The sequence below is a fragment of the Streptomyces sp. AC550_RSS872 genome, assembly GCF_019049285.1.
Taxonomy (GTDB): domain Bacteria; phylum Actinomycetota; class Actinomycetes; order Streptomycetales; family Streptomycetaceae; genus Streptomyces.
This window is the reverse complement of sequence record NZ_JAGMUL010000005.1, coordinates 63,992-86,860: the sequence shown is the minus strand read 5'-3', so window position 1 is coordinate 86,860 and position 22,869 is coordinate 63,992. Positions and strand designations below refer to the sequence as shown.

Annotated in this window: 25 protein-coding genes, 3 tRNA genes and 1 pseudogene; 22 read left to right on the top strand and 7 right to left on the bottom strand. The window is 70.4% G+C overall.

Going from position 1 to position 22,869, the window contains the following annotated elements:
• The first annotated feature begins 2 nt into the window (after positions 1-2).
• The 9 genes from KUM44_RS01765 to KUM44_RS01725 all read left to right on the top strand — a co-directional run bounded on the left by KUM44_RS01765 (position 3) and on the right by KUM44_RS01725 (position 8,987).
• Entirely contained in the window at positions 3-572 is a 570-nt protein-coding gene (locus tag KUM44_RS01765; RefSeq protein ID WP_217205730.1) for an NADH-quinone oxidoreductase subunit I, read from the top strand.
• Positions 569-1,264: an NADH-quinone oxidoreductase subunit J gene (locus tag KUM44_RS01760; RefSeq protein ID WP_374201998.1), complete on the top strand. Its 696-nt coding sequence runs from the start codon at positions 569-571 to the stop codon at positions 1,262-1,264. Before KUM44_RS01765 ends, KUM44_RS01760 begins: the two co-directional genes overlap by 4 nt.
• Entirely contained in the window at positions 1,264-1,653 is a 390-nt protein-coding gene (nuoK, locus tag KUM44_RS01755) for an NADH-quinone oxidoreductase subunit NuoK (RefSeq protein WP_217205729.1), read from the top strand. Before KUM44_RS01760 ends, nuoK begins: the two co-directional genes overlap by 1 nt.
• Positions 1,650-3,644: an NADH-quinone oxidoreductase subunit L gene (locus tag KUM44_RS01750; protein ID WP_217205728.1), complete on the top strand. Its 1,995-nt coding sequence runs from the start codon at positions 1,650-1,652 to the stop codon at positions 3,642-3,644. Before nuoK ends, KUM44_RS01750 begins: the two co-directional genes overlap by 4 nt.
• A gap of 6 nt (positions 3,645-3,650) precedes the next feature.
• Positions 3,651-5,225: a NuoM family protein gene (locus KUM44_RS01745; RefSeq protein WP_217205727.1), complete on the top strand. Its 1,575-nt coding sequence runs from the start codon at positions 3,651-3,653 to the stop codon at positions 5,223-5,225.
• Complete coding sequence (locus KUM44_RS01740) at positions 5,222-6,757, top strand: NADH-quinone oxidoreductase subunit N (RefSeq protein ID WP_217205726.1); 1,536 nt, start codon at positions 5,222-5,224, stop codon at positions 6,755-6,757. Before KUM44_RS01745 ends, KUM44_RS01740 begins: the two co-directional genes overlap by 4 nt.
• Before the next feature lie 341 nt (positions 6,758-7,098).
• Positions 7,099-7,962 carry a zinc metalloprotease HtpX gene (htpX, locus tag KUM44_RS01735; RefSeq protein WP_217205724.1) on the top strand — a complete coding sequence of 288 codons (864 nt, stop codon included), beginning with the start codon at positions 7,099-7,101 and terminating at the stop codon, positions 7,960-7,962.
• Positions 7,959-8,354 (top strand): YccF domain-containing protein, encoded by a 396-nt coding sequence (locus tag KUM44_RS01730; RefSeq protein WP_217205721.1) that lies wholly within the window; start codon positions 7,959-7,961, stop codon positions 8,352-8,354. The genes htpX and KUM44_RS01730 overlap by 4 nt, the downstream gene beginning before the upstream one ends.
• A 138-nt stretch (positions 8,355-8,492) precedes the next feature.
• Positions 8,493-8,987 (top strand): SMI1/KNR4 family protein, encoded by a 495-nt coding sequence (locus tag KUM44_RS01725; RefSeq protein WP_217205719.1) that lies wholly within the window; start codon positions 8,493-8,495, stop codon positions 8,985-8,987.
• A 245-nt stretch (positions 8,988-9,232) separates the two neighbouring features.
• Here KUM44_RS01725 and KUM44_RS01720 read toward each other — a convergent pair whose 3' ends face one another.
• On the bottom strand, positions 9,233-10,498 hold the full coding sequence (locus tag KUM44_RS01720; RefSeq protein ID WP_217205717.1) for an APC family permease: 1,266 nt from the start codon (positions 10,496-10,498) through the stop codon (positions 9,233-9,235).
• Positions 10,499-10,635: 137 nt separating this feature from the next.
• Here KUM44_RS01720 and KUM44_RS01715 point away from each other — a divergent pair, with 137 nt between their 5' ends.
• Positions 10,636-10,902: a GlsB/YeaQ/YmgE family stress response membrane protein gene (locus tag KUM44_RS01715; protein ID WP_062721657.1), complete on the top strand. Its 267-nt coding sequence runs from the start codon at positions 10,636-10,638 to the stop codon at positions 10,900-10,902.
• A 145-nt stretch (positions 10,903-11,047) separates the two neighbouring features.
• On the opposite strand, the gene KUM44_RS01710 is transcribed toward KUM44_RS01715, so the two are convergent.
• Entirely contained in the window at positions 11,048-11,536 is a 489-nt protein-coding gene (locus KUM44_RS01710) for a YajQ family cyclic di-GMP-binding protein (RefSeq protein ID WP_019756392.1), read from the bottom strand.
• A gap of 225 nt (positions 11,537-11,761) precedes the next feature.
• Here KUM44_RS01710 and KUM44_RS01705 point away from each other — a divergent pair.
• Both KUM44_RS01705 and KUM44_RS44940 read left to right on the top strand, forming a co-directional pair.
• Positions 11,762-11,843: transfer RNA gene (locus tag KUM44_RS01705), tRNA-Tyr, on the top strand.
• Positions 11,844-11,928: 85 nt separating this feature from the next.
• Positions 11,929-12,141, top strand: coding sequence for a hypothetical protein (locus KUM44_RS44940; protein ID WP_254388894.1), 213 nt, complete (start codon positions 11,929-11,931; stop codon positions 12,139-12,141).
• 58 nt (positions 12,142-12,199) lie between these two features.
• Here the strand turns inward: KUM44_RS44940 and KUM44_RS01700 are convergent, their stop codons facing one another.
• From KUM44_RS01700 to KUM44_RS01690, 3 genes are all read right to left on the bottom strand, one after another.
• Positions 12,200-12,625, bottom strand: a complete 426-nt coding sequence (locus KUM44_RS01700; protein WP_217205715.1) for a nuclear transport factor 2 family protein — start codon at positions 12,623-12,625, stop codon at positions 12,200-12,202.
• A gap of 2 nt (positions 12,626-12,627) precedes the next feature.
• Entirely contained in the window at positions 12,628-13,284 is a 657-nt protein-coding gene (locus KUM44_RS01695; protein WP_217205713.1) for an SDR family oxidoreductase, read from the bottom strand.
• Between the two features lie 201 nt (positions 13,285-13,485).
• Entirely contained in the window at positions 13,486-14,748 is a 1,263-nt protein-coding gene (locus KUM44_RS01690) for an amidohydrolase family protein (RefSeq protein ID WP_217205712.1), read from the bottom strand.
• 285 nt (positions 14,749-15,033) lie between these two features.
• On the opposite strand from KUM44_RS01690, the gene KUM44_RS01685 reads away from it, so the two are divergent.
• The 9 genes from KUM44_RS01685 to KUM44_RS01645 all read left to right on the top strand — a co-directional run bounded on the left by KUM44_RS01685 (position 15,034) and on the right by KUM44_RS01645 (position 20,340).
• Positions 15,034-15,106 (top strand) — tRNA-Thr (locus KUM44_RS01685).
• A 46-nt stretch (positions 15,107-15,152) separates the two neighbouring features.
• Positions 15,153-15,225: transfer RNA gene (locus KUM44_RS01680), tRNA-Met, on the top strand.
• 90 nt (positions 15,226-15,315) lie between these two features.
• Positions 15,316-15,480 carry a 50S ribosomal protein L33 gene (gene rpmG / locus KUM44_RS01675; protein WP_003948671.1) on the top strand — a complete coding sequence of 55 codons (165 nt, stop codon included), beginning with the start codon at positions 15,316-15,318 and terminating at the stop codon, positions 15,478-15,480.
• A gap of 136 nt (positions 15,481-15,616) precedes the next feature.
• Positions 15,617-16,081: a MaoC family dehydratase N-terminal domain-containing protein gene (locus tag KUM44_RS01670; protein WP_217205710.1), complete on the top strand. Its 465-nt coding sequence runs from the start codon at positions 15,617-15,619 to the stop codon at positions 16,079-16,081.
• Positions 16,082-16,086: 5 nt separating this feature from the next.
• On the top strand, positions 16,087-16,515 hold the full coding sequence (locus KUM44_RS01665) for a MaoC family dehydratase (RefSeq protein WP_217205708.1): 429 nt from the start codon (positions 16,087-16,089) through the stop codon (positions 16,513-16,515).
• 124 nt (positions 16,516-16,639) lie between these two features.
• Positions 16,640-17,203 (top strand): TetR/AcrR family transcriptional regulator, encoded by a 564-nt coding sequence (locus tag KUM44_RS01660; RefSeq protein WP_217205706.1) that lies wholly within the window; start codon positions 16,640-16,642, stop codon positions 17,201-17,203.
• Positions 17,204-17,301: 98 nt separating this feature from the next.
• A complete protein-coding gene (locus KUM44_RS01655) occupies positions 17,302-18,762 on the top strand; it encodes an MFS transporter (protein WP_217205705.1) in 1,461 nt (486 codons plus the stop codon).
• Between the two features lie 55 nt (positions 18,763-18,817).
• On the top strand, positions 18,818-19,198 hold the full coding sequence (locus KUM44_RS01650; protein ID WP_217205703.1) for a DUF3291 domain-containing protein: 381 nt from the start codon (positions 18,818-18,820) through the stop codon (positions 19,196-19,198).
• An 86-nt stretch (positions 19,199-19,284) separates the two neighbouring features.
• Positions 19,285-20,340 carry a UDP-N-acetylmuramate dehydrogenase gene (locus tag KUM44_RS01645; protein ID WP_217205702.1) on the top strand — a complete coding sequence of 352 codons (1,056 nt, stop codon included), beginning with the start codon at positions 19,285-19,287 and terminating at the stop codon, positions 20,338-20,340.
• A 32-nt stretch (positions 20,341-20,372) separates the two neighbouring features.
• On the opposite strand, the pseudogene KUM44_RS01640 reads toward KUM44_RS01645, so the two are convergent.
• A pseudogene (locus KUM44_RS01640) lies at positions 20,373-21,003 on the bottom strand (NAD(P)-dependent oxidoreductase).
• Between the two features lie 107 nt (positions 21,004-21,110).
• On the opposite strand from KUM44_RS01640, the gene KUM44_RS01635 reads away from it, so the two are divergent.
• Positions 21,111-21,707 (top strand): TetR/AcrR family transcriptional regulator, encoded by a 597-nt coding sequence (locus KUM44_RS01635; RefSeq protein ID WP_217205701.1) that lies wholly within the window; start codon positions 21,111-21,113, stop codon positions 21,705-21,707.
• A gap of 40 nt (positions 21,708-21,747) precedes the next feature.
• Here KUM44_RS01635 and KUM44_RS01630 read toward each other — a convergent pair whose 3' ends face one another.
• Positions 21,748-22,776 (bottom strand): adenosine deaminase, encoded by a 1,029-nt coding sequence (locus tag KUM44_RS01630; RefSeq protein WP_217205700.1) that lies wholly within the window; start codon positions 22,774-22,776, stop codon positions 21,748-21,750.
• Positions 22,777-22,869: the final 93 nt, after the last annotated feature.

The window sequence follows — 22,869 nt, the reverse complement described above, 5'->3', positions numbered from 1 at the left end:
CCATGGCCCCCCTTCCCGGAAGTGGCCTGGCCAAGGGCCTGGCCGTCACTCTCCGCACGATGACGAGGAAGTCCGTCACCGCGCAGTACCCGGACACCCAGCCCGACCTCCCGCCCCGCACCCGCGGTGTGATCGGCCTGTTCGAGGAGAACTGCACGGTCTGCATGCTGTGCGCCCGTGAGTGCCCCGACTGGTGCATCTACATCGACTCCCACAAGGAGACGGTCCCGGCGGCGGCCCCCGGCGGCCGCGAACGCAGCCGCAACGTCCTCGACCGCTTCGCCATCGACTTCTCCCTGTGCATGTACTGCGGTATCTGCATCGAGGTCTGTCCTTTCGACGCCCTGTTCTGGTCCCCGGAGTTCGAGTACGCCGAGACCGACATCCGCGACCTCACCCACGAGCGCGACAAGCTCCGCGAGTGGATGTGGACCGTCCCGGCCCCGCCCGCCCTGGACCCCGGCGCGGAGGAGCCCAAGGAGATCGCCGCCGCCCGCAAGACCGCCGAGAAGCTGGCGGCCGCCCAGGCGCCGCCGGCAGAGCCGACCGAGCCGCAGGAGGGCGAGTCGTGAGCCCCACCTACGCCACGCTGACCACGGCCGCCGACACTCACGGCTTTCTCTCCCCGACCGGCGTCGAGATCGTCTTCCTCCTCGTCGGCCTGGTCACCTTCGGCGCCGCCCTGGTCACCGTCACCACCCGGCAGCTGGTGCATGCCGCCCTGTGGCTGGTGGTCACCCTCGGCGGTCTCGCCGTCGAGTACCTCCTGCTCACCGCCGAGTTCATCGCCTGGGTGCAGGTCCTCATCTACGTCGGATCCGTCGTCGTCCTCCTGCTCTTCGGTCTGATGCTCACCAGGGCCCCCATCGGCCGCTCCCCGGACGCCGACTCCGGCAACCGCTGGGCCGCGCTCACCGTGGCCGTCGCCTCGGCGGCCACCCTTGTCTGGGTGGTCGTCGACGCCTTCCGCACGACCTGGATCGACCTCGACGGCCCAGCCGCCGGCTCCACCAGGGCCACCGGCGAGAGCCTCTTCCAGAACTGGGTGCTTCCCTTCGAGGCCCTCTCCGTCCTCCTCCTCGCGGCCCTGGTCGGCGCGATCGTCCTGTCCCGCAAGGCAAAGGCGGAGTCGAGCTCTCCCCCTGTGAACTCCCGGGCCGAGACCGGGAGTTCCCCATCTGCCCCGGATTCCCGCAATCACCCGATCGGGCGAAATGGGTCGTCCGAGGGAACTGAGTCGGCCGAGCAGGAGGGCGCCCGCTGATGCATCTCGCCTACCCCGCCGTACTCTCCGCCCTTCTCTTCTGCACCGGCCTGTACGGCGTCCTCGCCCGCCGCAACGCGATCCTGGTCCTGATGTCGGTCGAGCTGATGCTCAACGCCGTCAACCTCAACCTGGTCGCCTTCGACGTCTGGCTCAGCAGGGCCGCCGAGGAGACCCTGCACTCCGGTCAGGCGCTGACCCTGTTCACCATCACCATCGCCGCCGCCGAGATCGGCATCGGCCTGGCGATCGTCCTCGCCGTCCACCGCAACCGCGGCACCTCGGACATCGACAAGCTCCGCGACACCGCCGAAGGCCACGAGACCGACGGCCCCGACCACGACGCCCTCACCGCCGGGCAGGCCGAGAAGGCTGAGGCCACCGCGTGACCACGACCACCCTCGCCGCTCTCGTCCCCCTCCTTCCCTTCCTGGGCGCCGCAGCCGGCCTGCTCATGGGCCGCACGGCCCCCGGCTTCGTCCGCCCGCTCGCCGTCCTGCCGTCGCTCGCGTCCCTCGTGCTCGCCGCGGTGGTCGCCGTGCGCCAGGGCGGCGACCAGGCGATCGACGCCGCCACCGAGCTCACGCCCACCGGCTCGGTCCCGATCGAACTCGCCCTGCACATCGACGGCTTCGCCGCTCTCGTCGCCGTACTCGTCGGTGTCGTCGCCACCTGCGTGCAGATCTACTCGACTGGCTACCTGCGCGAGGATCCGCGCTACCCCTCGTACGCCGCGCTCGTCTCCCTCTTCACCTCCGCGATGCTGCTCGTCGTCTACTCCGGCGACCTGATGGTGCTGCTGGTCGGCTGGGAGATCATGGGCATCTGCTCGTACTTCCTGGTCGGCCACTACTGGGAGACCCCGGAGGCCCGCGCCGCCTCCATCAAGGCCTTCCTCGTGACCAAACTCGGTGACGTCCCCTTCCTCATCGGCCTGTTCGCGCTGGCCACCGACGCCGGGTCCTTCCGCATCACCAAGATCCTCGGCACCGTCGCGAGCGGCGGCCTCGACCACCCGACCCTCATCGCCCTGCTGCTCCTCGCAGGCGTGGCGGGCAAGTCGGCGCAGTTCCCGCTGCACACCTGGCTCCCCGACGCGATGGCGGGCCCGACGCCCGTCTCAGCGCTGATCCACGCCGCGACGATGGTCGCCGCCGGTGTCTACTTCATCGCCCGTCTCCTCCCGGTATTCGAAGCCTCCCAGGCCGCGATGATCGTCCTCGCCGTGATGGCCGCCGTCACGATGATCGGTTCCGGCCTCGCCGCGCTTGCCCAGGACGACATCAAGCGCGTCCTCGCCTACTCGACGATCGGCCAGCTCGGCTACATGACCGGCGCCCTCGCCGTCGCCGACCGCGGGGCCGCCGTCTTCCACCTCCTCTCGCACGGCGCCTTCAAGGCACTGCTGTTCCTCGCGGCAGGCGTGATCATCCACGCCGCTGGTACCAACTCGCTGGCCGCCATGTCCCGCATGAGCCACCTGCGCGACCGCGTGCCGGACGCCTTCTGGACGATGACCGTGGCGCTCCTCGCGCTCGCCGCGATCCCGCCGTTCAGCGGCTTCTTCTCCAAGGAGTCCGTCCTCGGCGCCGCCGAGCACGCCGCCACCGGCCATGCCGAGAACGTCCCGGGCGCCGCAGGCTGGACCGTCCTGATCGCCGGCCTGATCACGGCCGTGCTCACCGCCGCCTACGCGACGCGGCTGTGGCTGCTGGCCTTCCGCGGCCGCGGCGCCGAGGCCCCGGACCACGGCGGGCAGCCGCTGACGATGACCGTGGTGCTGTGGGTCCTCGCCGTGCCGTCCCTCGCCGTCGGCGCCTTCGCCTACCGCGTGCTCCCCGACTGGTTCGACGGCCGCGACCTCGCCCCGACCCTCACCACCTCCTTCCTCGGCACGGGCGTGGCCCTGGTCGGCGGCATCGTCACCTACGCGGCCTGGCGTCACACCACGGCCGTGGCGGCGCGCGTCCCGCTGGGTGCGGTCGCGGCTCACCCGGAGGGCGACGCCGCCCAGGTCGAGGCCGAGGCCATCGCCAGCCACGCGTCCGTGTACGGGGGAGTGGCCTACGCGCCCGACCCGGCGGACCCGGGGCGGCTGCTGCTCGGTCCGCTGCACCGCCATGCCGCCGTCGGCTTCCACCTCGACGCCGTGTACCGGGCACTTTTCGTCCGACCGGTCCAGGCCGGCGCGAGTCTCGTCCGGTTCCTCGACCGCGAGGTCGTCGACACCTATGTGCGCGGCGTGGGTGCCCTACCCCGCTGGCTCGGCATCGCCGTACGGCGCGCCCAGACCGGCAATGTGCAGACCTATGTGAGCGCGCTGCTCGCCGGCACCGTCGTCCTCGCGGTCGCCGTCGTCCTCGTCGCCACGGGAGCGTGAGCAGGCGTGATCGATATCAACGAGTCCGTGATGCAGTTCCTTCTGGCGTTCGTCGTCGTCGGCCCGCTTCTCGGCGCGGCCGCCGCTCTCCTGCCGGCCCCGCCCGGGCTGAAGGGGAAGTCGCCCGAGCAGGCGGTGCTCCGGCACGGCGTCACCGTCACCGGTGCGATCCTCATCGCGGCCATCGTCCTCGCGCTGGGCTTCGACCACGACCAACCGTCGAAGATGCAGGCCAGCACGGACATCAGCTGGATCCCCGCACTCGACGTGCGCATCCACCTCGGCATCGACGGCATCTCCCTCCCCCTTCTGGTCCTGACCGCGCTGCTGACCTTCCTCTGCGCGCTCTACTCGTACTTCAAGATGCCTGCGGGCCCGACCCCGAAGGCCTTCGTCGCACTGCTGCTCGTCCTGGAGTCCGGCACCCTCGCCACCTTCGCCGTCCTCGACCTGCTCCTGTTCTTCCTCGCCTTCGAGATGGTCCTCATCCCGATGTACTTCCTCATCGCCCGCTGGGGCGGCGAGGACCGAGCCGCGGCCGCCTGGAAGTTCATCCTCTACACGCTGCTCGGCTCCGTGGTCATGCTGCTCGGCCTGCTCCTGATCGGACTCAAGGCGGGCACATTCGACATGGTGGCACTCGCCACTGACAACGGCCGGTCCCTGAGTGCATCCGTGCAGGTCATCGCCGTTTTGGCGATCGGCATCGGGCTCGCGGTCAAGACGCCGATGTGGCCGCTGCACAGCTGGCTGCCCGACGCCCACACCGCCGCGCCGACCGTCGGCTCGGTCCTGCTGGCGGGTGTCCTGCTGAAGATGGGCACGTACGGTTTCGTCCGTATCCTCCTGCCGATCGCCCCTGACGGGTTCGCCGACTTCGCGCCGTACCTCGCCGCCTTCGCCGTCGTCGGAATCATCTACGGATCTCTGGCCTGCCTCGCCCTTGCCAAGCAGGGTGCCAAGGGCGACCTCAAGCGCCTCATCGCCTACTCCTCCGTCGGCCACATGGGCTTCGTCCTGCTCGGCATCGCCACGATGACCCCGACCGGCGTGAACGGCGCCCTGTTCGCCAACATCGCCCACGGCCTCATCACCGGCCTGCTGTTCTTCCTGGTCGGCGCGCTGAAGGACCGTACGGGCACCACCGACCTCGACGCCCTCGCCGAGCAGACCGGCGCCGCCCTCTACGGCAAGGCACCGCGCCTGGGCGGCCTGCTGGCGTTCGCCGCGGTCGCCTCCCTCGGACTGCCTGGCCTCGCCGGGTTCTGGGGCGAGATGCTCGCGCTGTTCGGCGCGTTCGAGCCCGCCCCCGAACTCAGCCGCCCGGCCTTCCTCACCTTCATGGCGATCGGTGCCTTCGGTACCCTGCTCACCGCCGCGTACCTGCTCGTCGTGGTCCGCCGCGTCTGCATGGGCGCCCCACCGCAGGACGCCCCGAAGCTCGCCGACGTCCAGACGTACGAGTTCGCGGCATGGACGCCGCTCGTCGCCCTCACCGTCGTCGCCGGACTGTGGCCGAAGACCCTCCTCGGCCTCACCGACCCGGCCGTGCAGCAGCTCCTCGCAGGAGGCACCCGATGAGCTCCCTGGCCCAGAGCCTGGCCCAGCCATTGGCCGAGTCGGTGGTCCAGTCCGTCGACTGGCTCGCCATCGCGCCGCCCACTATCGCCGCGGTCGTCGCACTAGCGGTGCTCGTCGCCGACCTGTTCGTCGCGGAGCACAAGAAGGCCCTGCTCGGCTGGACGTCCGTGGCCGGCCTGGCCGCTTCCCTGCTCCTGCTTCTGCCGCTCCTTGACGGCGACCGTTCCACCTTCTGCCTGACCGGCGACTCCGACGTGTGCAGTTATACGGCCGACCGGTTCACCCTGGTCATCCAGTTCCTCGTCCTCGGCGGCGCCCTCCTCGCCGCACTCCTGTCGGTCACCGCACTCAAGGACGCCAACAAGGAACTCCCCGAAGGGGAGTTCTGGTTCCTGCTGCTCTCCTCCGCCGCCGGAGCCGCCCTGCTGCCGGCCTCCCGAGACCTGGCCACCCTCATCGTCGCGCTCGAAGTCGCCTCCCTGCCGGCCTTCGCGCTGGTCGGCCTCCGCCATGGCGACCGCAAGTCCTCCGAGGCGGCCCTGAAGTTCTTCCTGTCCTCGGTCACCGCGACCGCGGTCAGTCTCATGGGCATCAGCTTCGTGTACGCCTCCACGGGCACCCTCTACCTCACCCAGATCGCCGACCGGATCCAGCACGTCGACGGACAGCTCCAGACCCTCACCCAGACCGGAGTCGTCCTCACTCTGATCGGCTTCGCCTTCAAGACGGCCGCCGTACCCTTCCACTTCTGGGTGCCGGACACCTACGTAGGGGCGCCGTTGCCCGTCGCCGCCTACTTGTCGGTCGTCGGCAAGGCTGTCGGCTTCACGGGCCTGATCCTCATCACGGTCGTCGCCCTCCCGTCGTACGCCGACGTCTGGGGCCCCGCGCTCGCGGCGCTGGCCGCCCTCACCATGACCGTGGGCAACGTCGGCGCCCTGCGCCAGCAGGCCACGCGCGCGCACAGCGCGGTTCGCCTGCTCGCCTGGTCCTCCGTTGGCCAGGCCGGCTACCTCCTGGTGCCGGTCGCCGCCGCCGCGTACTCCGACGACGCCGAGCGGTCCATCGGCTCCACCGTCGCCTACGCCCTCATGTACGCCGCCGTGAACCTCGGCGCCTTCGCGGTGGCCGCACTCGTCGGCCGTACGAAGCCCCTCAACCGAGTCAGCGACTACCGCGGCCTGTATGCGCGCAACCCCTTGTCCGCCCTGATCCTGGCCTTCTTCCTGCTCTGCCTCGCCGGACTCCCGCCGGGCATCATCGGCCTCTTCGCCAAGGTCACCGTCTTCTCCGCCGCCGTCGACGCGGGCCTGGGCTGGCTGGCCGTGGTCATGGCCGTCAACGTCGTGATCGCACTGTTCTACTACCTCCAGTGGACGGCCCTGCTGTTCCGCGCCCCAGAAGGCGATGCTGTCAGACACCTCGTCCCCGCGCCGCTGACGGCCACGATGGCTCTCACCGGAGTAGTCGGCATCGCCCTGTCCGGAGCCCCCCAGCTGATCCTGCGCTTCGCCGACACCGGCCTCTTCTGAGCCCTGGCGTAACCCCGCGCGCGTAGCCCACTCGGTACCCACGTGCACATGGTTCGCTCGGTCCCACGCGCGCGCAGATCACTGGGTCCGGCCCGGCCCGCGCGCGCGTAGTTCACAGCGCCCGCACGCGCGCGTCACTCGCTCTCCACGCGCCCGCAGCCGCACGCCGGTGCCTTCACCCGGACGGCCCACGCCCGCCGACGTGCGCACCAGGGAACCCGTGGCCCTCGCCTGGCGTTGACCAGTACAGAAGGGTCCACTGGACGTGAGACCACGGCACCAGTGGCATCGGAGATCGACCAGCAAAGGGTTCCCCTGCCGCACCACTTGGAGGGCGTACCGTGCACCGCCGGCACAACGGGCTCAGGACCGCAGTCCTCCTCGGGGGCCTGTCCGCACTCATCATCGTCATCGGCAGCCTCTTCGGCCGGATGGGGCTCGTCGTCGCGGTCCTGATCGCGCTGGGCACGAACGCGTACGCGTACTGGAACAGCGACAAGCTGGCGCTCCGTGCGATGCGCGCCCGCCCGGTCAGCGAGTTCGAGGCCCCGGCCCTGTACCGCATGGTCCGCGAGCTCTCCACCCAGGCCCGGCAGCCCATGCCCCGCCTGTACATCTCCCCGACCGAGGCGCCGAACGCCTTCGCGACGGGTCGCAACCCGCGCAATGCCGCAGTGTGCTGCACCGAAGGCATCCTGCGCATCCTGGACGAACGCGAACTGCGCGGCGTCATCGGCCACGAGCTCAGCCATGTCTACAACCGCGACATCCTGATCTCGTCGGTCGCCGGCGCACTCGCCTCGGTGATCATGTTCCTGGTCAACTTCGCCTGGCTGATCCCGATCGGCCGTTCCGATGACGACGACGGCCCCGGCATCCTCGGCATGCTGCTGATCATGATCCTCGGCCCGCTCGCCGCCGCGCTCATCCAGCTGGCCATCAGCCGCTCCCGGGAGTACGAGGCCGACGCGTCCGGTGCCCAGCTCACCGGCGACCCGCTCGCCCTCGCCAGCGCCCTGCGCAAGCTCGAACTCGGCACCAAGCAGCTCCCGCTGCCCCCCGAGCCCCGCATCGAGACCGCCAGCCACATGATGATCGCGAACCCCTTCCGCCCGGGTCAGGGGTTCTCCAAAATGTTCTCCACCCACCCGCCGATGGCGGACCGTATCGCCCGGCTCGAAAAGATGGCAGGCCCCCCACAGTGAAGACCATCCTCAACGTCATCTGGCTCGTCCTGAGCGGCTTCTGGCTGTTCCTCGGCTACATGCTCGCGGGCCTCCTGCTCTGCATCACCATCATCGGCATCCCCTTTGGCGTCGCGGCCTTCCGCATCGGCATCTACGCCCTGTGGCCCTTCGGCTACACCACGGTCGAGCGCCGCGACGCCGGAGCGCCGTCCTGCATAGGCAACGTTCTGTGGCTGGTCCTCGCCGGCTGGTGGCTGGCCATCGGCCACATCGTCACCGGTCTCGCCCTGTGCGTCACGATCATCGGTATCCCGTTCGGCATCGCCAACTTCAAACTGATCCCGGTCTCGTTGTTCCCGCTGGGCCGCGAGATCGTCTCGACGAACCAGCCGTTCGCATCGAGCTGGTAGGCATCTTCGCGAGCGGGTAGGCATCTTCGCTTCGCACCGGCTGCCGTCCGGGGGCCGGACGGCAGCCGAAGTTTTCCACAACCCCGCAGTTGTCCACAGGCCGGATCGCTTGTCAGTGGCGGCTTGCATCATGAACGCATGACCGAGAACGAGCAGTTGCTGACGAGTGTGGCGGACAAGGCCCGCAACCTCCGCCCGTGGGGCTGGACTTCCCTCCCCGAGTCCGTGGACGCGGCCACTCCGGCCCGCGCCGAGGCTGCGCTCGGCTTCCCCCTGCCCCCGCTGCTCGCCGACCTCTACCTGCGTATAGGTGACGGCGGATTCGGTCCGGAGTACGGCTTGTTGGCCCTGCTCGACAGCCCTCCGGCCGGCGAGCCCGCCGCCGTCACGCAGTACCTCGCCAACCGCGAGAGCGGCCGCGAGGACCCCGACTGGCCCTGGCCCGAAGGCGTCCTGCCGATATCCCACTGGGGCTGCGCGATGTATGCCTGCGTGGATTGCCACAGCTCCCAGGCCACCGTCCTCCTCTCCGACGGCACGGGTTGGTACGAGGAGATGAACGACGATGTGGAGCCGACCCCTCGGACCGACTTCCGTATACGCACGGCCAAGGCCCCAGGGAAGGGGGCGTGATTCGACGGCGGGCGGCGATGGACCGACGGCTGGCTGAGTGGATCAACGGCCACTGAGCGGACCGCGACGACCACCCGAGTCAGCCCCGCCCTGCGCCCGCGCCTCTGAGGGGACCGGTCATGCCACCGGGCTGGGGCACCAACCCCCGGCCCCGCTCTCTCCCCCTCGCCCCCGCAACCCGCCCACCAGCGACGCACCCGCGTACGTCGGCGACCTACCGCTGGCCGCGCTCCCGCACTACCCGGTCACCTGACCGCCCCGCCACTCACCATCCACCGCCGCACTCCATACGCGATCACACCCACCGCCAGCACACTCGCACCCACGACAACGGAGATCTCCGGAAGCGAGAGTGCCAGGGCCACGCACCCGAGGAGCCCAACCGCCGGCACAAACCGCCTGGTGGGCGCCGCGTCGAGAGTCCAGGCCGAGGCATTGGCCACCGCGTAGTACGCCAACACCCCGAAGGAGGAGAACCCGATCGCACCTCGCAGGTCCACCGTGGCGGCCAGGACCGCGACCACCACCCCCACTGCCAGTTCTGCCCGGTGGGGCACCTGGAAGCGCGGATGCACGGTGGCCAGGACGCCGGGCAGATGCCGGTCGCGCGCCATGGCCAGAGTCGTCCGGGAGACGCCCAGGATCAGGGCGAGCAGCGAGCCCAGCGCAGCGACGGCCGCGCCCACCCGCACCACCGGCGACAGCCCCGGCACCCCGGCCGCCCGCACCGCGTCGGCCAGCGGCGCCCCAGCGTGCCCGAGCCCCTCCGAGCCCAGCACGGAAAGGACAGCCACCGCCACACACGCATACACCGCCAGCGCGATGCCCAGGGCCAGCGGAATCGCCCGGGGGATGGTGTGCGCCGGGTCCCGCACCTCCTCACCGAGCGTCGCGATCCGCGCGTACCCGGCGAACGCGAAGAACAGCAGCCCCGCCGCCTGCAGCACGCCGCCCACACCGCCCGAGACCCCGATGTCCAGGCGCCCGGCGTCGGACTGCCCGGACCCCAGACAGACGACCACCACACAAGAGAGGACAGCCAGGACCACCGCCACGATCGCTCGTGTCAGCCAGGCGGACTTCTGGACCCCGCCGTAGTTCACCGCCGTCAGCGCCACCACGGCCGCGACCGCCACCGCGTGCGCCTGCCCCGGCCAGACGTAGGTGCCCACGGTGAGCGCCATCGCCGCACAGGAGGCCGTCTTACCGACCACGAACGACCAGCCCGCGAGATACCCCCAGAACTCGCCGAGCCGCTCGCGCCCGTACACATACGTGCCGCCCGAAGCCGGATACAGGGCGGCCAGCCGTGCCGACGACGTGGCGTTGCAGTAGGCGACCACGGCCGCGACCGCGAGTCCGAGCAGCATTCCGGATCCGGCCGCGCGGGCGGCGGGTCCCAGGGCGGCGAAGATTCCGGCCCCGACCATCGAGCCGAGTCCGATGACCACGGCGTCCCCGAGACCGAGGGTGCGCCGCAGCTCGGAGGAGGCAGAGCTGGACCGTTTCATGGCCGGAACCCTACTGATCGCCGCAACCGGGGGATGCCACGGTGACGTCCTGTTCATCAACAGAGCACGAACAAGCGCGCCCAAGATCACAGTGCCTGGAGAGTGCAGGCACGGCGCGGAGGGGCAGGGTTCACGGCATGACGATCATCAGCTGGATCATTCTGGGGCTGCTGGCCGGAGCCATCGCCAAGTTCCTGCTTCCGGGTCGCGACCCGGGCGGCTTCATCGGCACCACTGTCATCGGCGTCGCCGGCGCGTTCATCGGTGGCTGGATCTCGGCCCGCTGGCTGGACCACCCCATCACCAAGGACTTCTACGACGGCGCCACCTGGGCAGCCGCGATCGGCGGCTCCCTCGTGCTCCTGATCGCCTACCGCCTCCTGTTCGGCCACTCGCGCAACTGAGTGAGGCGAGCCCACCCCGGACCGCAGCCAGCAGGCGAGAAGGGTGGGCACCCGCGAGTGCCCACCCTTCCTCGTAGAGCATTACGCCGAAACCGCCGGGTGCTGAAGCCGCCGGGCGCGCCCGGGCCGGCATCGGATCAGCAGTTCACCTGTAGTTCACGAACTGCAACGCGAAGTCGAAGTCCTTGCCCTTCAGCAGGGCGATCACGGCCTGGAGGTCGTCCCGGCTCTTGGAGCTGACCCGCAGCTCATCGCCCTGCACCTGGGCCTTGACGCCCTTGGGGCCCTCGTCGCGGATGATCTTCGCCACCTTCTTCGCGTTCTCCTGGGAGATGCCCTCCTCGATCGACGCGAAGATCTTGTATTCCTTGCCCGAGAGCTGGGGCTCGCCCGCGTCCAGGGCCTTCAGCGAGATCCCGCGCTTGATCAGCTTGGACTGGAAGACGTCGAGGACAGCCTTCACCCGGTCCTCGGAGTTCGCCTCCATGAGGATCTTGTCACCGGACCACGAGATCGAGGCACCCACGCCCTTGAAGTCGTAGCGCTGTGAGATCTCCTTGGCGGCCTGGTTGAGGGCGTTGTCGACCTCCTGCCGCTCGACCTTCGAGACGATGTCGAAACTGGAGTCGGCCATGTCCTGTGGCTCCTTGTATCGGGGTGCGTATGGGGTGCGTCTCGGCGGGCGTGGGGGTGACCGCCGAGCCCGGGGCGGAACCCGGGCCGCATTCGGACAAGCCTAGCCACCCGTGGTCCCCCGGGAGGCGATCAATCGGGTGGCGAAGCACCCCTCCACATCGGGTATTGTTTACGTCGTTGCCACGGAGCACCGCCGAAAAGCGGTTCGAATGGCAGCAACCCCGGCGGTGTGCCCGAGCGGCCAAAGGGAGCAGACTGTAAATCTGCCGGCTCAGCCTTCCCAGGTTCGAATCCTGGCGCCGCCACACTGGGGAAACCCCTCCGATCTGCCGAAACGTAGAGCGGAGGGGTTTTCGCGTTCCGGCGCCGGGCGCGGGGCACACTGATGTCATGTCCGCGCGTCGTAGAAGCTGCCCCGAGTGCCGTCGTGAGATCGCCGTCGTCGCCGGTCGTTTCGCACGGCACGATCCGCCCGGCGCGCGCGAGCACGGGAAACTCGTGTCATGTCCCGGGTCGAGGCGACAGGCGCAACTCGGAGCCGCGCAGCCCGCGTTGGACGGGTACGTCGTGCCCGACTTCCCCGGACAGCTTCCTCTGTTCTGAGAACCCCTCAACCCGAGCCGGACGCAGAGCCTCCACGCCGAGTGGCCGAGTCCCGTCCTCACGCGCCGAGCCCGGCTGTCTCACCCCGAAGCGGCCGAGCCGCCCGAGGAACGGGGACGTCCATCCGCGTCACGAGCCCGTCCCCGTCGAACCGGTACACGTGCTCGACGGTCTCCTCCGCCCACCGATCGTCGCCCGACGCGTCGCGCATACCGAGCCGTACGGTCGCCACCACGGGCTCGCCGTCCTCGTCCGGCCGAAGTCCCTCCAGTCGGACCAGGGGATGTCCGGCGGCGAACTGCCGTGCCCAGTACGCGCGTACCGCCTCGCGGCCGTGCAGACGGACTCCGTCCAGAACGTTCGGCCAGTCCACATCAGGGGCGAGGCACCGCTCCAAGAAGGGCTCTCGCTCGTCCGTCGAGAAGACCTCGTACATGCGGCGCAACAGCGCCTCCTGCGCGGCCGGAACCCCCTCCGGGCCCATCCTCAGTTCCCCGCCACTGACTTCACCGCCACCGACACCGGGGCCGAGCCGCTGATGAGTTCGAGCGTCAGGCCGGCCGTGGCCGGGGTGTCGAGCAACTCCGCGAGGACGGCGGCCACATCGTCGCGCGGGATCGGGCCGCGGCCGGTGTGGGCCTCCAGGCGCACCAGGCCGGTTCCGGCGTCGTTCGTCAGCATGCCGGGGCGCAGGATCGTCCAGTCCAGCCCGGCCAGGCCACGGACGTACTCGTCGGCTCCGCCCTTGGCGCGCAGGTAGACGTCGAAGACCTCGCCGCCTTCGTGCTTCGGGTCCGCGCCCATGGAGGACACGATCAGGAAGCGCCGTACGCCCGCCTGGACCGCCGCGTCCGCGAACAGGACCGCCGCCCCCTTGTCCACCGAGTCCTTGCGGTCCGTTCCGCTGCCAGGGCCCGCGCCGGCGGCGAAGACGGCTGCGTCCGCGCCCTGGAGTTGTGTCGCGACGTCCTCGACCGAGGCCGACTCCAGGTCCAGCAGGATCGGTTCGGCACCGGCCTCCCGCAGATCGTCGGCTTGTTCGGCCTTGCGGATGATCCCCGCGACCTCATCCCCGCGCGCGGCGAGCAGCGTCTCCAGCCGCAGCGCGATCTGACCATGACCACCAGCGATGACAATGCGCATGTCTTCGACCGTACGCCCGGACGGCCGCATCCGCCGCACGACTTCAGCCACGCCTCACGTCCCCCGAGGCGCCTGCATCACAGCACCTGACAGGGGCGCATCTCATGCTCAGACGCCAGGCGCACGAGCTGTCCGCGCACCCCCCCGTGCGCCCCCACCCGCCCCCTTGCCACATCTTCGGAGTGTCCGCCCCGCACCTCCTCAGGACAGCTCTCCCCGCCCCTGCCGTGGCAGCCCCAACTCCGCTGCCACCGCCGAGTTGCAGTACTCCCGCACCGCGCTCGTCCGCGCCACCACGCGCCCCCGGTGCACCACGATGCGGCTGTACGCCAGCGACAGCGCCCCCGCCAGCCGGTCCCCGCGCACCGCCAGCAACTCGGCCGGGAAGCCCGCCTCCACCCGCACCTCGGGAAGGCCCAGCACGGCACGCGCCGACGCGCTCACGGCGTCGTACGCGTCCTCGGGGCGCAGCCCGTGCCGGGAGGCCAGCAGGTAGGCGGCCTCCAGCGGGTCTCCGCGTCCGACCGGGTTCGACACGTCTCTGAGGGCACCGCTTCCGGCGGCGACGCGTACGCCGGCGGCGCGCAGCAGCCGTACAGGCGCCGTACTCCGCCGTTCCGCGCCCCCGCAGCCGCCCTGGGGCAGGCAGGTCACCGTCACCCCGGCCGCGGCGAGCTGGTCCGCGGTGCGGGACGCCGTCTGGGCGGGCATGCGTCCCAGGCCGCCGCACGGGCCGAGGGTCACGCCGGGGCGCAGCCCGCCGGCCATGGCGGCGAGCCGGGCCAGGCGAGCCGGGTCGGTGGCGTCGGTGTGCAGATCGACGGGGCACCCGTGCTCGGAGGCGACCTCCAGGACCGCCTCCACGTAACCCGTCGGATCCGGGTCCAGATCCGGGCAGCCGCCGACCACCGACGCGCCCATCTTCAGCGCGTCCCGCAGCATCGACAGCCCGTCGGCGCCGGCCACGCCGGTCAGCAGCCGGGGCATCGCCACCGTCGTCAACTCCGTGAGCCCGCGCAGGGAACGCCGTGCCTGCAGTACGGCGGTCAGCGCGCCCAGACCCTGAACGTCGCCCACGCGCACGTGTGCCCGCAGCGCGGTCGCCCCGTGCCCGAGCTGGAGCAAGGCGGCCTCGGTGGCCCGGCGCTGGACGTCCTGGGGTTCGTAGGAGACAGGGCCGCCCTCGTCGGCGGAGAGGGCCGTGTCGCCGTGGGCGTGCGGTTCGACCGGGGCAGGCAGGAGCAGATAGCCGCCGAGGTCCACGCGCGCGCACGCACGCGTGCCGTCCCCCGCCAGGCTCCCGGCCGTGCCGACCGCCTCGATGCGCCCGCCGCCCAGCCGTACGTCCACGGTCCGGCCGTCGGTGAGCCGCGCCCCGCACAGCAGCAGTGCACCCGGGTCGGCCGGTCCGGACGAACCCGACGAGGACGACGAGTGGGGCGGCTGGGGATGACTGTCGGGCATCGCGCTCCAGAGGTTCGGGGCTGCGCATCGGGCTGCGGGGACGGTGCCGGGGGATGCGCCGGGCACGCAAGATCACGCAGAGTGAGTCGAGCCTAGGGTGGCGATACCGCCCTGGCGCGCAGGAGCGCAATAGTCGTACCGGTGTGGTCCGCCGAACGGAGCCGAGCCCCGCGGTGCCGCAGTGGCCTGCGAGGCGTCTGTGCGCTCCGTCGATGGGGCCCTCGGGAGGGGCCGCGAAACGGATTTGGGTGAACGGCGGCCGAGCGTGTAATGTCTTCATCGCTCGCCCCAATAGCTCAGTCGGTAGAGCGTCTCCATGGTAAGGAGAAGGTCTACGGTTCGATTCCGTATTGGGGCTCTGGTGTGGGAGGTTCCCGTCGCAAGGCGGGGACCGATCGCATCACAGCGGTGTAGCTCAGTCGGTAGAGCAAGCGGCTCATAATCGCTGTGTCACCGGTTCAAGTCCGGTCACCGCTACTGACAGTAGCCGATTGTGGGGTCGGTCCTTCGATCGGCTACTCTTTTATGCGTTAATTCAGTCCTATCCGTTCGTCAAGGAGCACTCACGTGGCTGCCACCGACGTCCGCCCGAAGATCACGCTGGCCTGCGTGGAGTGCAAGGAGCGGAACTACATCACCAAGAAGAACCGGCGTAACAACCCGGACCGTCTTGAGATGAAGAAGCACTGCCCGCGTTGCAACGCGCACACCGCGCACCGCGAAACGCGATAAATCAGGCTCGTACGCGAGGCCGCCCCCTCAGTCGGGGGGCGGCCTCGCGTCGTTTTCGCCCCGGTTACCGGTCGGTTGCGGCCGACCCAGGTGAACCAGCAGGTCAACGGCAGCAGACACCAGGAGGTGCCGAGCCATGGCGCTCGACCAGTCCTTCGTGGGGCGGATTTACCCGCCCACCGACCCCTATGAGGTGGGCCGGGAGAAGATCCGTGAGTTCGCCGAGGCGGTGGGGGACGCCAACCCGGCGTACACGGACCCGGAGGCCGCCAAGGCACTCGGTCACTCCGATGTGATCGCCCCGCCGACCTTTGTCTTCTCGATCACCTTCAAGGCCGCCGGACAGGTCATCCAGGACCCGCAGCTCGGCCTGGACTACAGCCGTGTCGTGCACGGCGACCAGAGGTTCGCCTACACCCGCCCGGTGCGCGCCGGTGACCGGCTGACCGTCACCTCGACCATCGAGGCGGTCAAGACCATGGCGGGCAACGACATCCTGGACGTGCGCGGCGAGGTCCACGACGAGGCGGGAGAGCACGTGGTGACCGCCTGGACGAAGCTCGTGGCCCGTGCCTTGGACGCCGAAGAAGGGCAGGCCTGAGACCGATGACGGCGAAGATTGCCTACGGTGACGTCGAGGTCGGCACCGAGCTGCCCGCCCAGAACTTTCCTGTGACTCGCGCCACCCTCGTCCAGTACGCGGGCGCCTCCGGTGACTTCAACCCGATCCACTGGAACGAGAAGTTCGCCAAGGAGGTCGGGCTGCCGGACGTGATCGCGCACGGCATGTTCACCATGGCGGAGGCGATCCGGGTGGTCACCGACTGGACGGGCGACCCGGCTGCGGTCGTCGAGTACGGCGTCCGCTTCACCAAGCCCGTCGTCGTACCGAACGACGACCAGGGCGCCACGATCGAGGTGAGCGGCAAGGTCGCGGCCAAGCTCGACGACAACAAGGTCCGCGTGGACCTGCTCGTGAAGAGTGCCGGGCAGAAGGTGCTCGGGATGTCGCGGGCGGTCGTGCAGCTGGCGTAGCGGCACGCGCGTGCCGTGCGGTAAGGGGCGTTCTCCATGGCGGGGCGCCCCTTACATGTTTCGGTCGCGAGGCACCCGGCGCCTACCGCTTGACTAGTTAGTGATTGAGTACTAACTTTCTAGCATGGTCAGGATGAGCGCAGAAGAGAGGCGCGAGAGCGTCATCCGCGCGGCGACGACCGAGTTCGCTCGTGGTGGCTACTACGGCACGTCGACCGAGGCGATCGCCAAGCGCGTCGGCGTTTCGCAGCCGTATCTCTTCCGGCTCTTCCCGGGCAAGAAGGCGATCTTCCTGGCGGCGGCCGAGCGCTGCGTGGAGGAGACCATCCGGATGTTCGCGGAGGCTTCCGAGGGGCTGGAGGGCGAAGAGGCCCTGCATGCCATGGGGGCCGCCTACCGGAAGGTCGTCTCTGAGCAGCCCGAGCGGCTGATGATGCAGATGCAGATGTACCTCGCCGTGGCGGCCGCCGAGCAGGAGGGTGACCACGAGTTCGGCGAGGCCGTGCGCGCCGGCTGGATGCGGCTGTGGGACACCGTCCATCTGCCGCTGGGGGCGGACGCCAACGAGACGACGACCTTCATGGCGTACGGAATGCTCATCAACTGCCTGGTGGCCATGGGTTTTCCGCCCGATCACCGGGTCTGGGCGGGGATGGAGCCGCCGGAGGGGAACGAGGGGCGGCCGTAGGGGTGGGGTGGCGAGGGTCACTCTGCGTTTTTATGACCGCGAAAGTTAGTGATCAATAACTATCCATGTAGGCGGAGCACATCACCCCAGGGGGAGCGATGTCACACCACACCGATCAGAACGAGCGGGCAGCCCGCCCGGGCGGGGCCGTATGGGCTCTCGTCATCACCAGCGTCGCCGGGTTCATGGCCGCACTCGACAACCTCGTCGTCACCACCGCACTGCCCTCCATCCGGGAGGACCTGGGCGGAGGGCTGCACGACCTGGAGTGGACGGTGAGTGCGTACACACTCACCTTCGCCGTCCTGCTGATGTCCGGCGCGGCCCTGGGTGACCGCTTCGGCCGCCGTCGGCTCTTCCTCGTCGGCATCTCGATCTTCACCGTCGCGTCCGCCGCCGCGGCCCTCGCGCCCGGCATCGACTCCCTGATCGCCGCCCGCGCGGTGCAGGGCGCCGGTGCGGCGATCATGATGCCGCTGACGCTGACCCTGCTGACGGCGGCCGTGCCCGCGGCCAAGCGCGGGATGGCGTACGGCATCTGGGGTGCCGTCAACGGGCTCGCGATCGCGTCCGGGCCGCTCATCGGCGGCAGCCTCACCGAGCACATCTCCTGGCAGTGGATCTTCTGGCTGAACGTTCCGCTCGGCATTGCCCTGCTGCCGCTCGCCCGCCTGCGCCTCGCCGAGTCGTACGGCACCGGCGCCCGGCTCGACATCCCCGGCACCCTGCTCGCCAGCGGCGGGCTCTTCGGGATCGTGTACGGCCTGGTGCGCGGCCCGGCCGACGGCTGGACCGGACGCCTGGTCCTGACCGGCCTGTTCGCCGGCGGCGCGCTGCTTGTCGGGTTCGTCCTCTACAGCACCCGCGCCAAGAATCCGATGCTGCCGATGCGGCTGTTCCGCTCCCGGGCGTTCTCCGGGATCAACGCGGCGAGCATGCTGATGTTCCTCGGCATGTTCGGGTCGATCTTCCTGCTCAGCCAGTACATGCAGGGTGTGCTCGGCTACTCGCCGACCGAGGCGGGGCTGCGGATGCTGCCGTGGACCGGCATGCCGATGCTGGTCGCGCCGATCGCCGGCATCCTCGCCGACCGCATCGGCGGCCGGCCCGTCGTCGCCACCGGCCTGTTCCTGCAGGCCGCCGGCCTCGCCTACATGGCGTCCGTCGTCACCGTCGACGTCTCCTACGCCTCCCAGCTGCCCGGCCTGATCATCAGCGGCGTCGGCATGGCCCTGTTCTTCGCCCCGGCTTCTCACCTGGTCATGTCCAGCGTCCGAGCCTCGGAACAGGGCATCGCGTCCGGCGCCAACAACGCACTGCGCGAGGTCGGCGGCGCCCTCGGCATCGCGGTCATGGGCTCGATCTTCTCCGCGCAGGGCGGTTACGAGACCGGTCAGACCTTCGTCGACGGTCTGCGGCCCGCGCTGGTCACCGGCGCGACGGTCGTGGCCCTCGCCGGTGTTGCGGCCCTGACCATTCCGGGCCGGCGCCATGGTGGCGCGGCCGTGAGCCCGGCTGATCAGGCCCCGGAGCGGGTGCTGGAGACGGCGTCGCGCTGAGCCCCACGACATCCGACCACCCCACCGACCGGCCTCCGCACCCTGAGGAGCAGTCATGCCCACCCTTCCCTGGACCGTCCCGAACCCCGCACCGCCCGGCGCCGAGGCGCACGTCTTCGCCTCCCGCTTCGAGACCCGCACCCTTTGGGGAGCGCTCCGCTTCCTCGCCCGCACGCCGGGCGTGTGGTGGCAGGTGAGCCGCGCGCCCGGCGCGTACGGCGCATCCCTGAAGGCCGAGCCCTTCAAGCGGACCTTCTGGACGCTGTCCGCCTGGGAGTCGCCCGCGGCGCTGAAGGACTTCGCCCGCTCGGGCGCCCACGCCCCGACCTCGCGAGGTCTGGCGGGGCTGATGCGGGACGCGAAGTTCGCCACCTGGCAGGTGCCGGGCGACGAGCTCCCGCTCGACTGGACGGAGGCGTTCCGACGGCTGACCTGAACGGCACGCGCGCGTGGAGCGCGTATCGGCCCCGGCGCTCCCCGTGGGTGCCGGGGCTGTCGGCGCCGTCTCGTAGTCTTGGGCGCGTGCAGGAACTCCACGACGCCCCCCTCGCCCCCTTCACGACCTTCCGGCTCGGCGGCCCCGCCACCCGCCTGGTCACCGCCACCTCCGACGCCGAGGTGATCGACGTCGTGCGCGAGGCCGACGCCGCGGGGACCCCGCTGCTGCTCATCGGTGGCGGATCCAACCTGGTCATCGGCGACAAGGGCTTCGCGGGCACCGCGCTCGTCATCGCCACCAAGGGCTTCGAGCTGGACGGCACCACGCTCGAACTGGCCGCCGGCGAGGTGTGGACCGAAGCTGTCGCCCGCACCGTCGAGGCCGGGCTCGCCGGGGTCGAGTGCCTCGCCGGAATCCCCGGCTCCGCGGGCGCCACGCCGATCCAGAACGTCGGCGCCTACGGCCAGGAGGTCTCCTCGACGATCACCGAGGTGATCGCGTACGACCGACAGGCAGGCGAGACCGTCGTCATTCCGAACGCCGACTGCGCCTTCTCCTACCGCCACAGCCGCTTCAAGGCCGACCCCGAGCGTTACGTCGTCCTGCGCGTCCGCTTCCGGTTGGAGGACGCCGACGGGCTCTCCGCCCCGGTCAAGTACGCCGAGACGGCCCGTGCCCTCGGCGTCGAGGTCGGCGACCGCGTGCCCCTGGCAGCCGCCCGGGAGACGGTGCTGAAGCTCCGTACCGGCAAGGGCATGGTCCTGGACCCCGAGGACCACGACACCTGGTCGGCGGGATCGTTCTTCACCAACCCGATCCTCACCGACGAGCAGTTCGCGGCGTTCCACGCGCGCGTGCGTGAGCACCTCGGTGACGGCGCCGAGCCACCCGCCTACCCGGCGGGGGACGGGCACACCAAGACCTCCGCGGCCTGGCTCATCGACAAGGCGGGCTTCACCAAGGGATACGGCACGGGCCCCGCCCGTATCTCCACCAAGCACACCCTCGCCCTCACCAACCGCGGTGAGGCGACCACTGAGGACCTCCTCGCGCTCGCCCGCGAGGTCGTCGCCGGTGTCCGCGAGACCTTCGGTATCACGCTGGTCAACGAGCCGGTGACGGTCGGCGTCAGCCTGTAGCGCGCGCTTGCCGGGCCCGGCCGCGGACGGTCTCAGTAGGCGACGCCCACGCCCTGCCTCAGGGTGGCGCGGTCGCCGACCGCCGCCAGCATGGCGTGCGCCACATCAGCGCGCGCCAGGAAGCGCCCCCGGGCCGGGAATCCGCCAACGACCTTCCGGTACGAGCCGGTGAGCGGCTTGTCCTGAACGCGGCGGCCGTACGACCGTCCACTCCGTGGCGCTGCGGGCCAGCTCGGCCTCCATTTCCCGCAGATCGGCGTGGATGTCCTTGAGGACCGCCGAGACGATGCCGCGCGCCGCCCGGTCGATGAAGCCGTCGTCCGCCGGCTCGGGTCCGACCGGCGCCGCACTCACCACGACCAGCCGCCGCACTCCCTCGGCCTCGAGGGCGCCGAGCACCGTGCGGGTCAGACGCGCAGCGATCCCCGCGTCCTTGCGGCTGCGGGCGCCGAGCCCGGACAGCACCGCGTCCCGTCCGGCGACGGCGGGGCGCAGCGCCTGCGGGTCGGTGAGATCCGCGCGGAGCACCTCCAGCCGATCGCCGGTGACGGGGAAGCGGGCGGGATCCCGTACGACGGCCGTGACCTCGTGACCGGTGGCCAGCGCCTGGCGGACGATCTCCTTGCCGATGCCTCCGGTGGCACCGAAGACGGTGAGTTTCATGAGGTCTCCCGTAGGGGTGAGATTGGGGTGGGTGAGTATTCACTCACCCCATCTCCTCTAGAGTGAGTAAGTGCTCACCCACCCGTCAAGGGGCGATTGGACATTTCATGGAGAACCGACCCACCCGCGTTCGACTTCTCGACGCCGCCCACGACCTGATGCTCACCGTCGGGCTGGCGCGGGCCACGACGAAGGAGATCGCGCGAGCGGCCGGGTGCTCCGAGGCGGCGCTGTACAAGCACTTCGCCAGCAAGGAGGAGCTGTTCATCCAGGTGCTCACCGAGCGGCTGCCCCCGCTGCGCCCGCTACTCAGCGGCCTTGCGGCCGAGCCCGGCCGGCACACCTTGGAGGAGAACCTGACCGAGATCGCCCGCCAGGCCGCGCTGTTCTACGAGCAGAGCTTCCCGATCGCCGCGTCGCTCTACGCCCAGACCGAGCTCAAGCGGCGGCACGACGACGCCGTGCGGCAGATGGGCGCCGGCCCGCACGTGCCGATCCAGGAGCTCGACACCTACCTGCGGGCCGAGCAGGAGAGGGGCCGGGTCCGCACGGACGCGGACACGTTCGCGGCGGCCTCGCTGCTGATGGGGGCCTGCGCGCAGCGGGCGTTCGCCTATGACGCCACCAGGGAGGCGGTACGGCCGCCGGTGGACGAGTTCGCCGTCCGGCTGGCCCGCACACTGCTCGCCGGCATCGCCGACTGACCGCCGGCTCCGTGAGCCGGGCGAGCCGGTCCGGCGTGAGCTAGGCGAGCCAGTCGTCCACCCCCGCCAGCAGCTTCGCCTTCATCTCCTCCGGGGCCGCCGACCCCCGCACCGACTGCCGGGCCAGTTCCGCCAGCTCCTCGTCCGTGAAGGCGTGGTGGCGCCGCGCGATGTCGTACTGAGCGGCCAGCCGCGAGCCGAAGAGCAGGGGGTCGTCGGCGCCGAGGGCCATCGGTACGCCGGCCTCGTACAGCGTCCGCAGCGGAACGTCCTCCGCCTTCTCGTAGACGCCGAGGGCGACGTTCGAAGCGGGGCACACCTCACACGTCACGCCCCTGTCCGCGAGACGCTTCAGCAGCCGCGGGTCCTCGGCCGCCCGCACCCCGTGCCCGATCCGGTCCGCGTGCAGGTCGTCCAGGCAGTCACGGACCGAGGACGGGCCGGTCAGCTCGCCACCGTGCGGGGCCGACAGCAGGCCGCCCTCACCGGCGATGTGGAAGGCGCGGTCGAAGTCCCTTGCCATGCCCCGGCGTTCGTCGTTCGACAACCCGAAGCCGACCACGCCCCGGTCGGCGTACCGCACCGCCAGACGCGCCAGCGTGCGGGCGTCCAGAGGGTGCTTCATACGGTTCGCGGCGACCAGGACACGCATCCCGAGACCCGTGTCCCGCGACGCGCTCTCCACCGCGTCCAGGATGATCTCCAGCGCCGGGATCAGACCGCCCAGCCGGGGCGCGTACGACGTGGGGTCCACCTGGATCTCCAGCCACCCGGAGCCGTCCTTCAGGTCCTCCTCTGCGGCCTCCCTGACCAGGCGCTGGATGTCCTCCGGCTGCTGTAGGCACGACCGCGCCGCGTCGTACAGGCGCTGGAAGCGGAACCAGCCCCGCTCGTCCGTCGCCCGTAGCCTCGGCGGCTCCCCGCTGGTCAGCGCGTCCGTCAGCGCCTCGGGCAGGCGTACGCCGTACTTGTCGGCCAGTTCCAGCAGGGTCGCCGGCCGCATCGAGCCGGTGAAGTGCAGGTGCAGATGGGCTTTCGGCAGTTCAGAGACATCACGTACACGCTCCATTCCAGGATCCTGCCGTACGTGTCCGCCGTCCCGGTAGCGGTTTCCCCTTTAGTGGTCTTGCTCGCACAAACAAACGGGGCACATACCAAACCG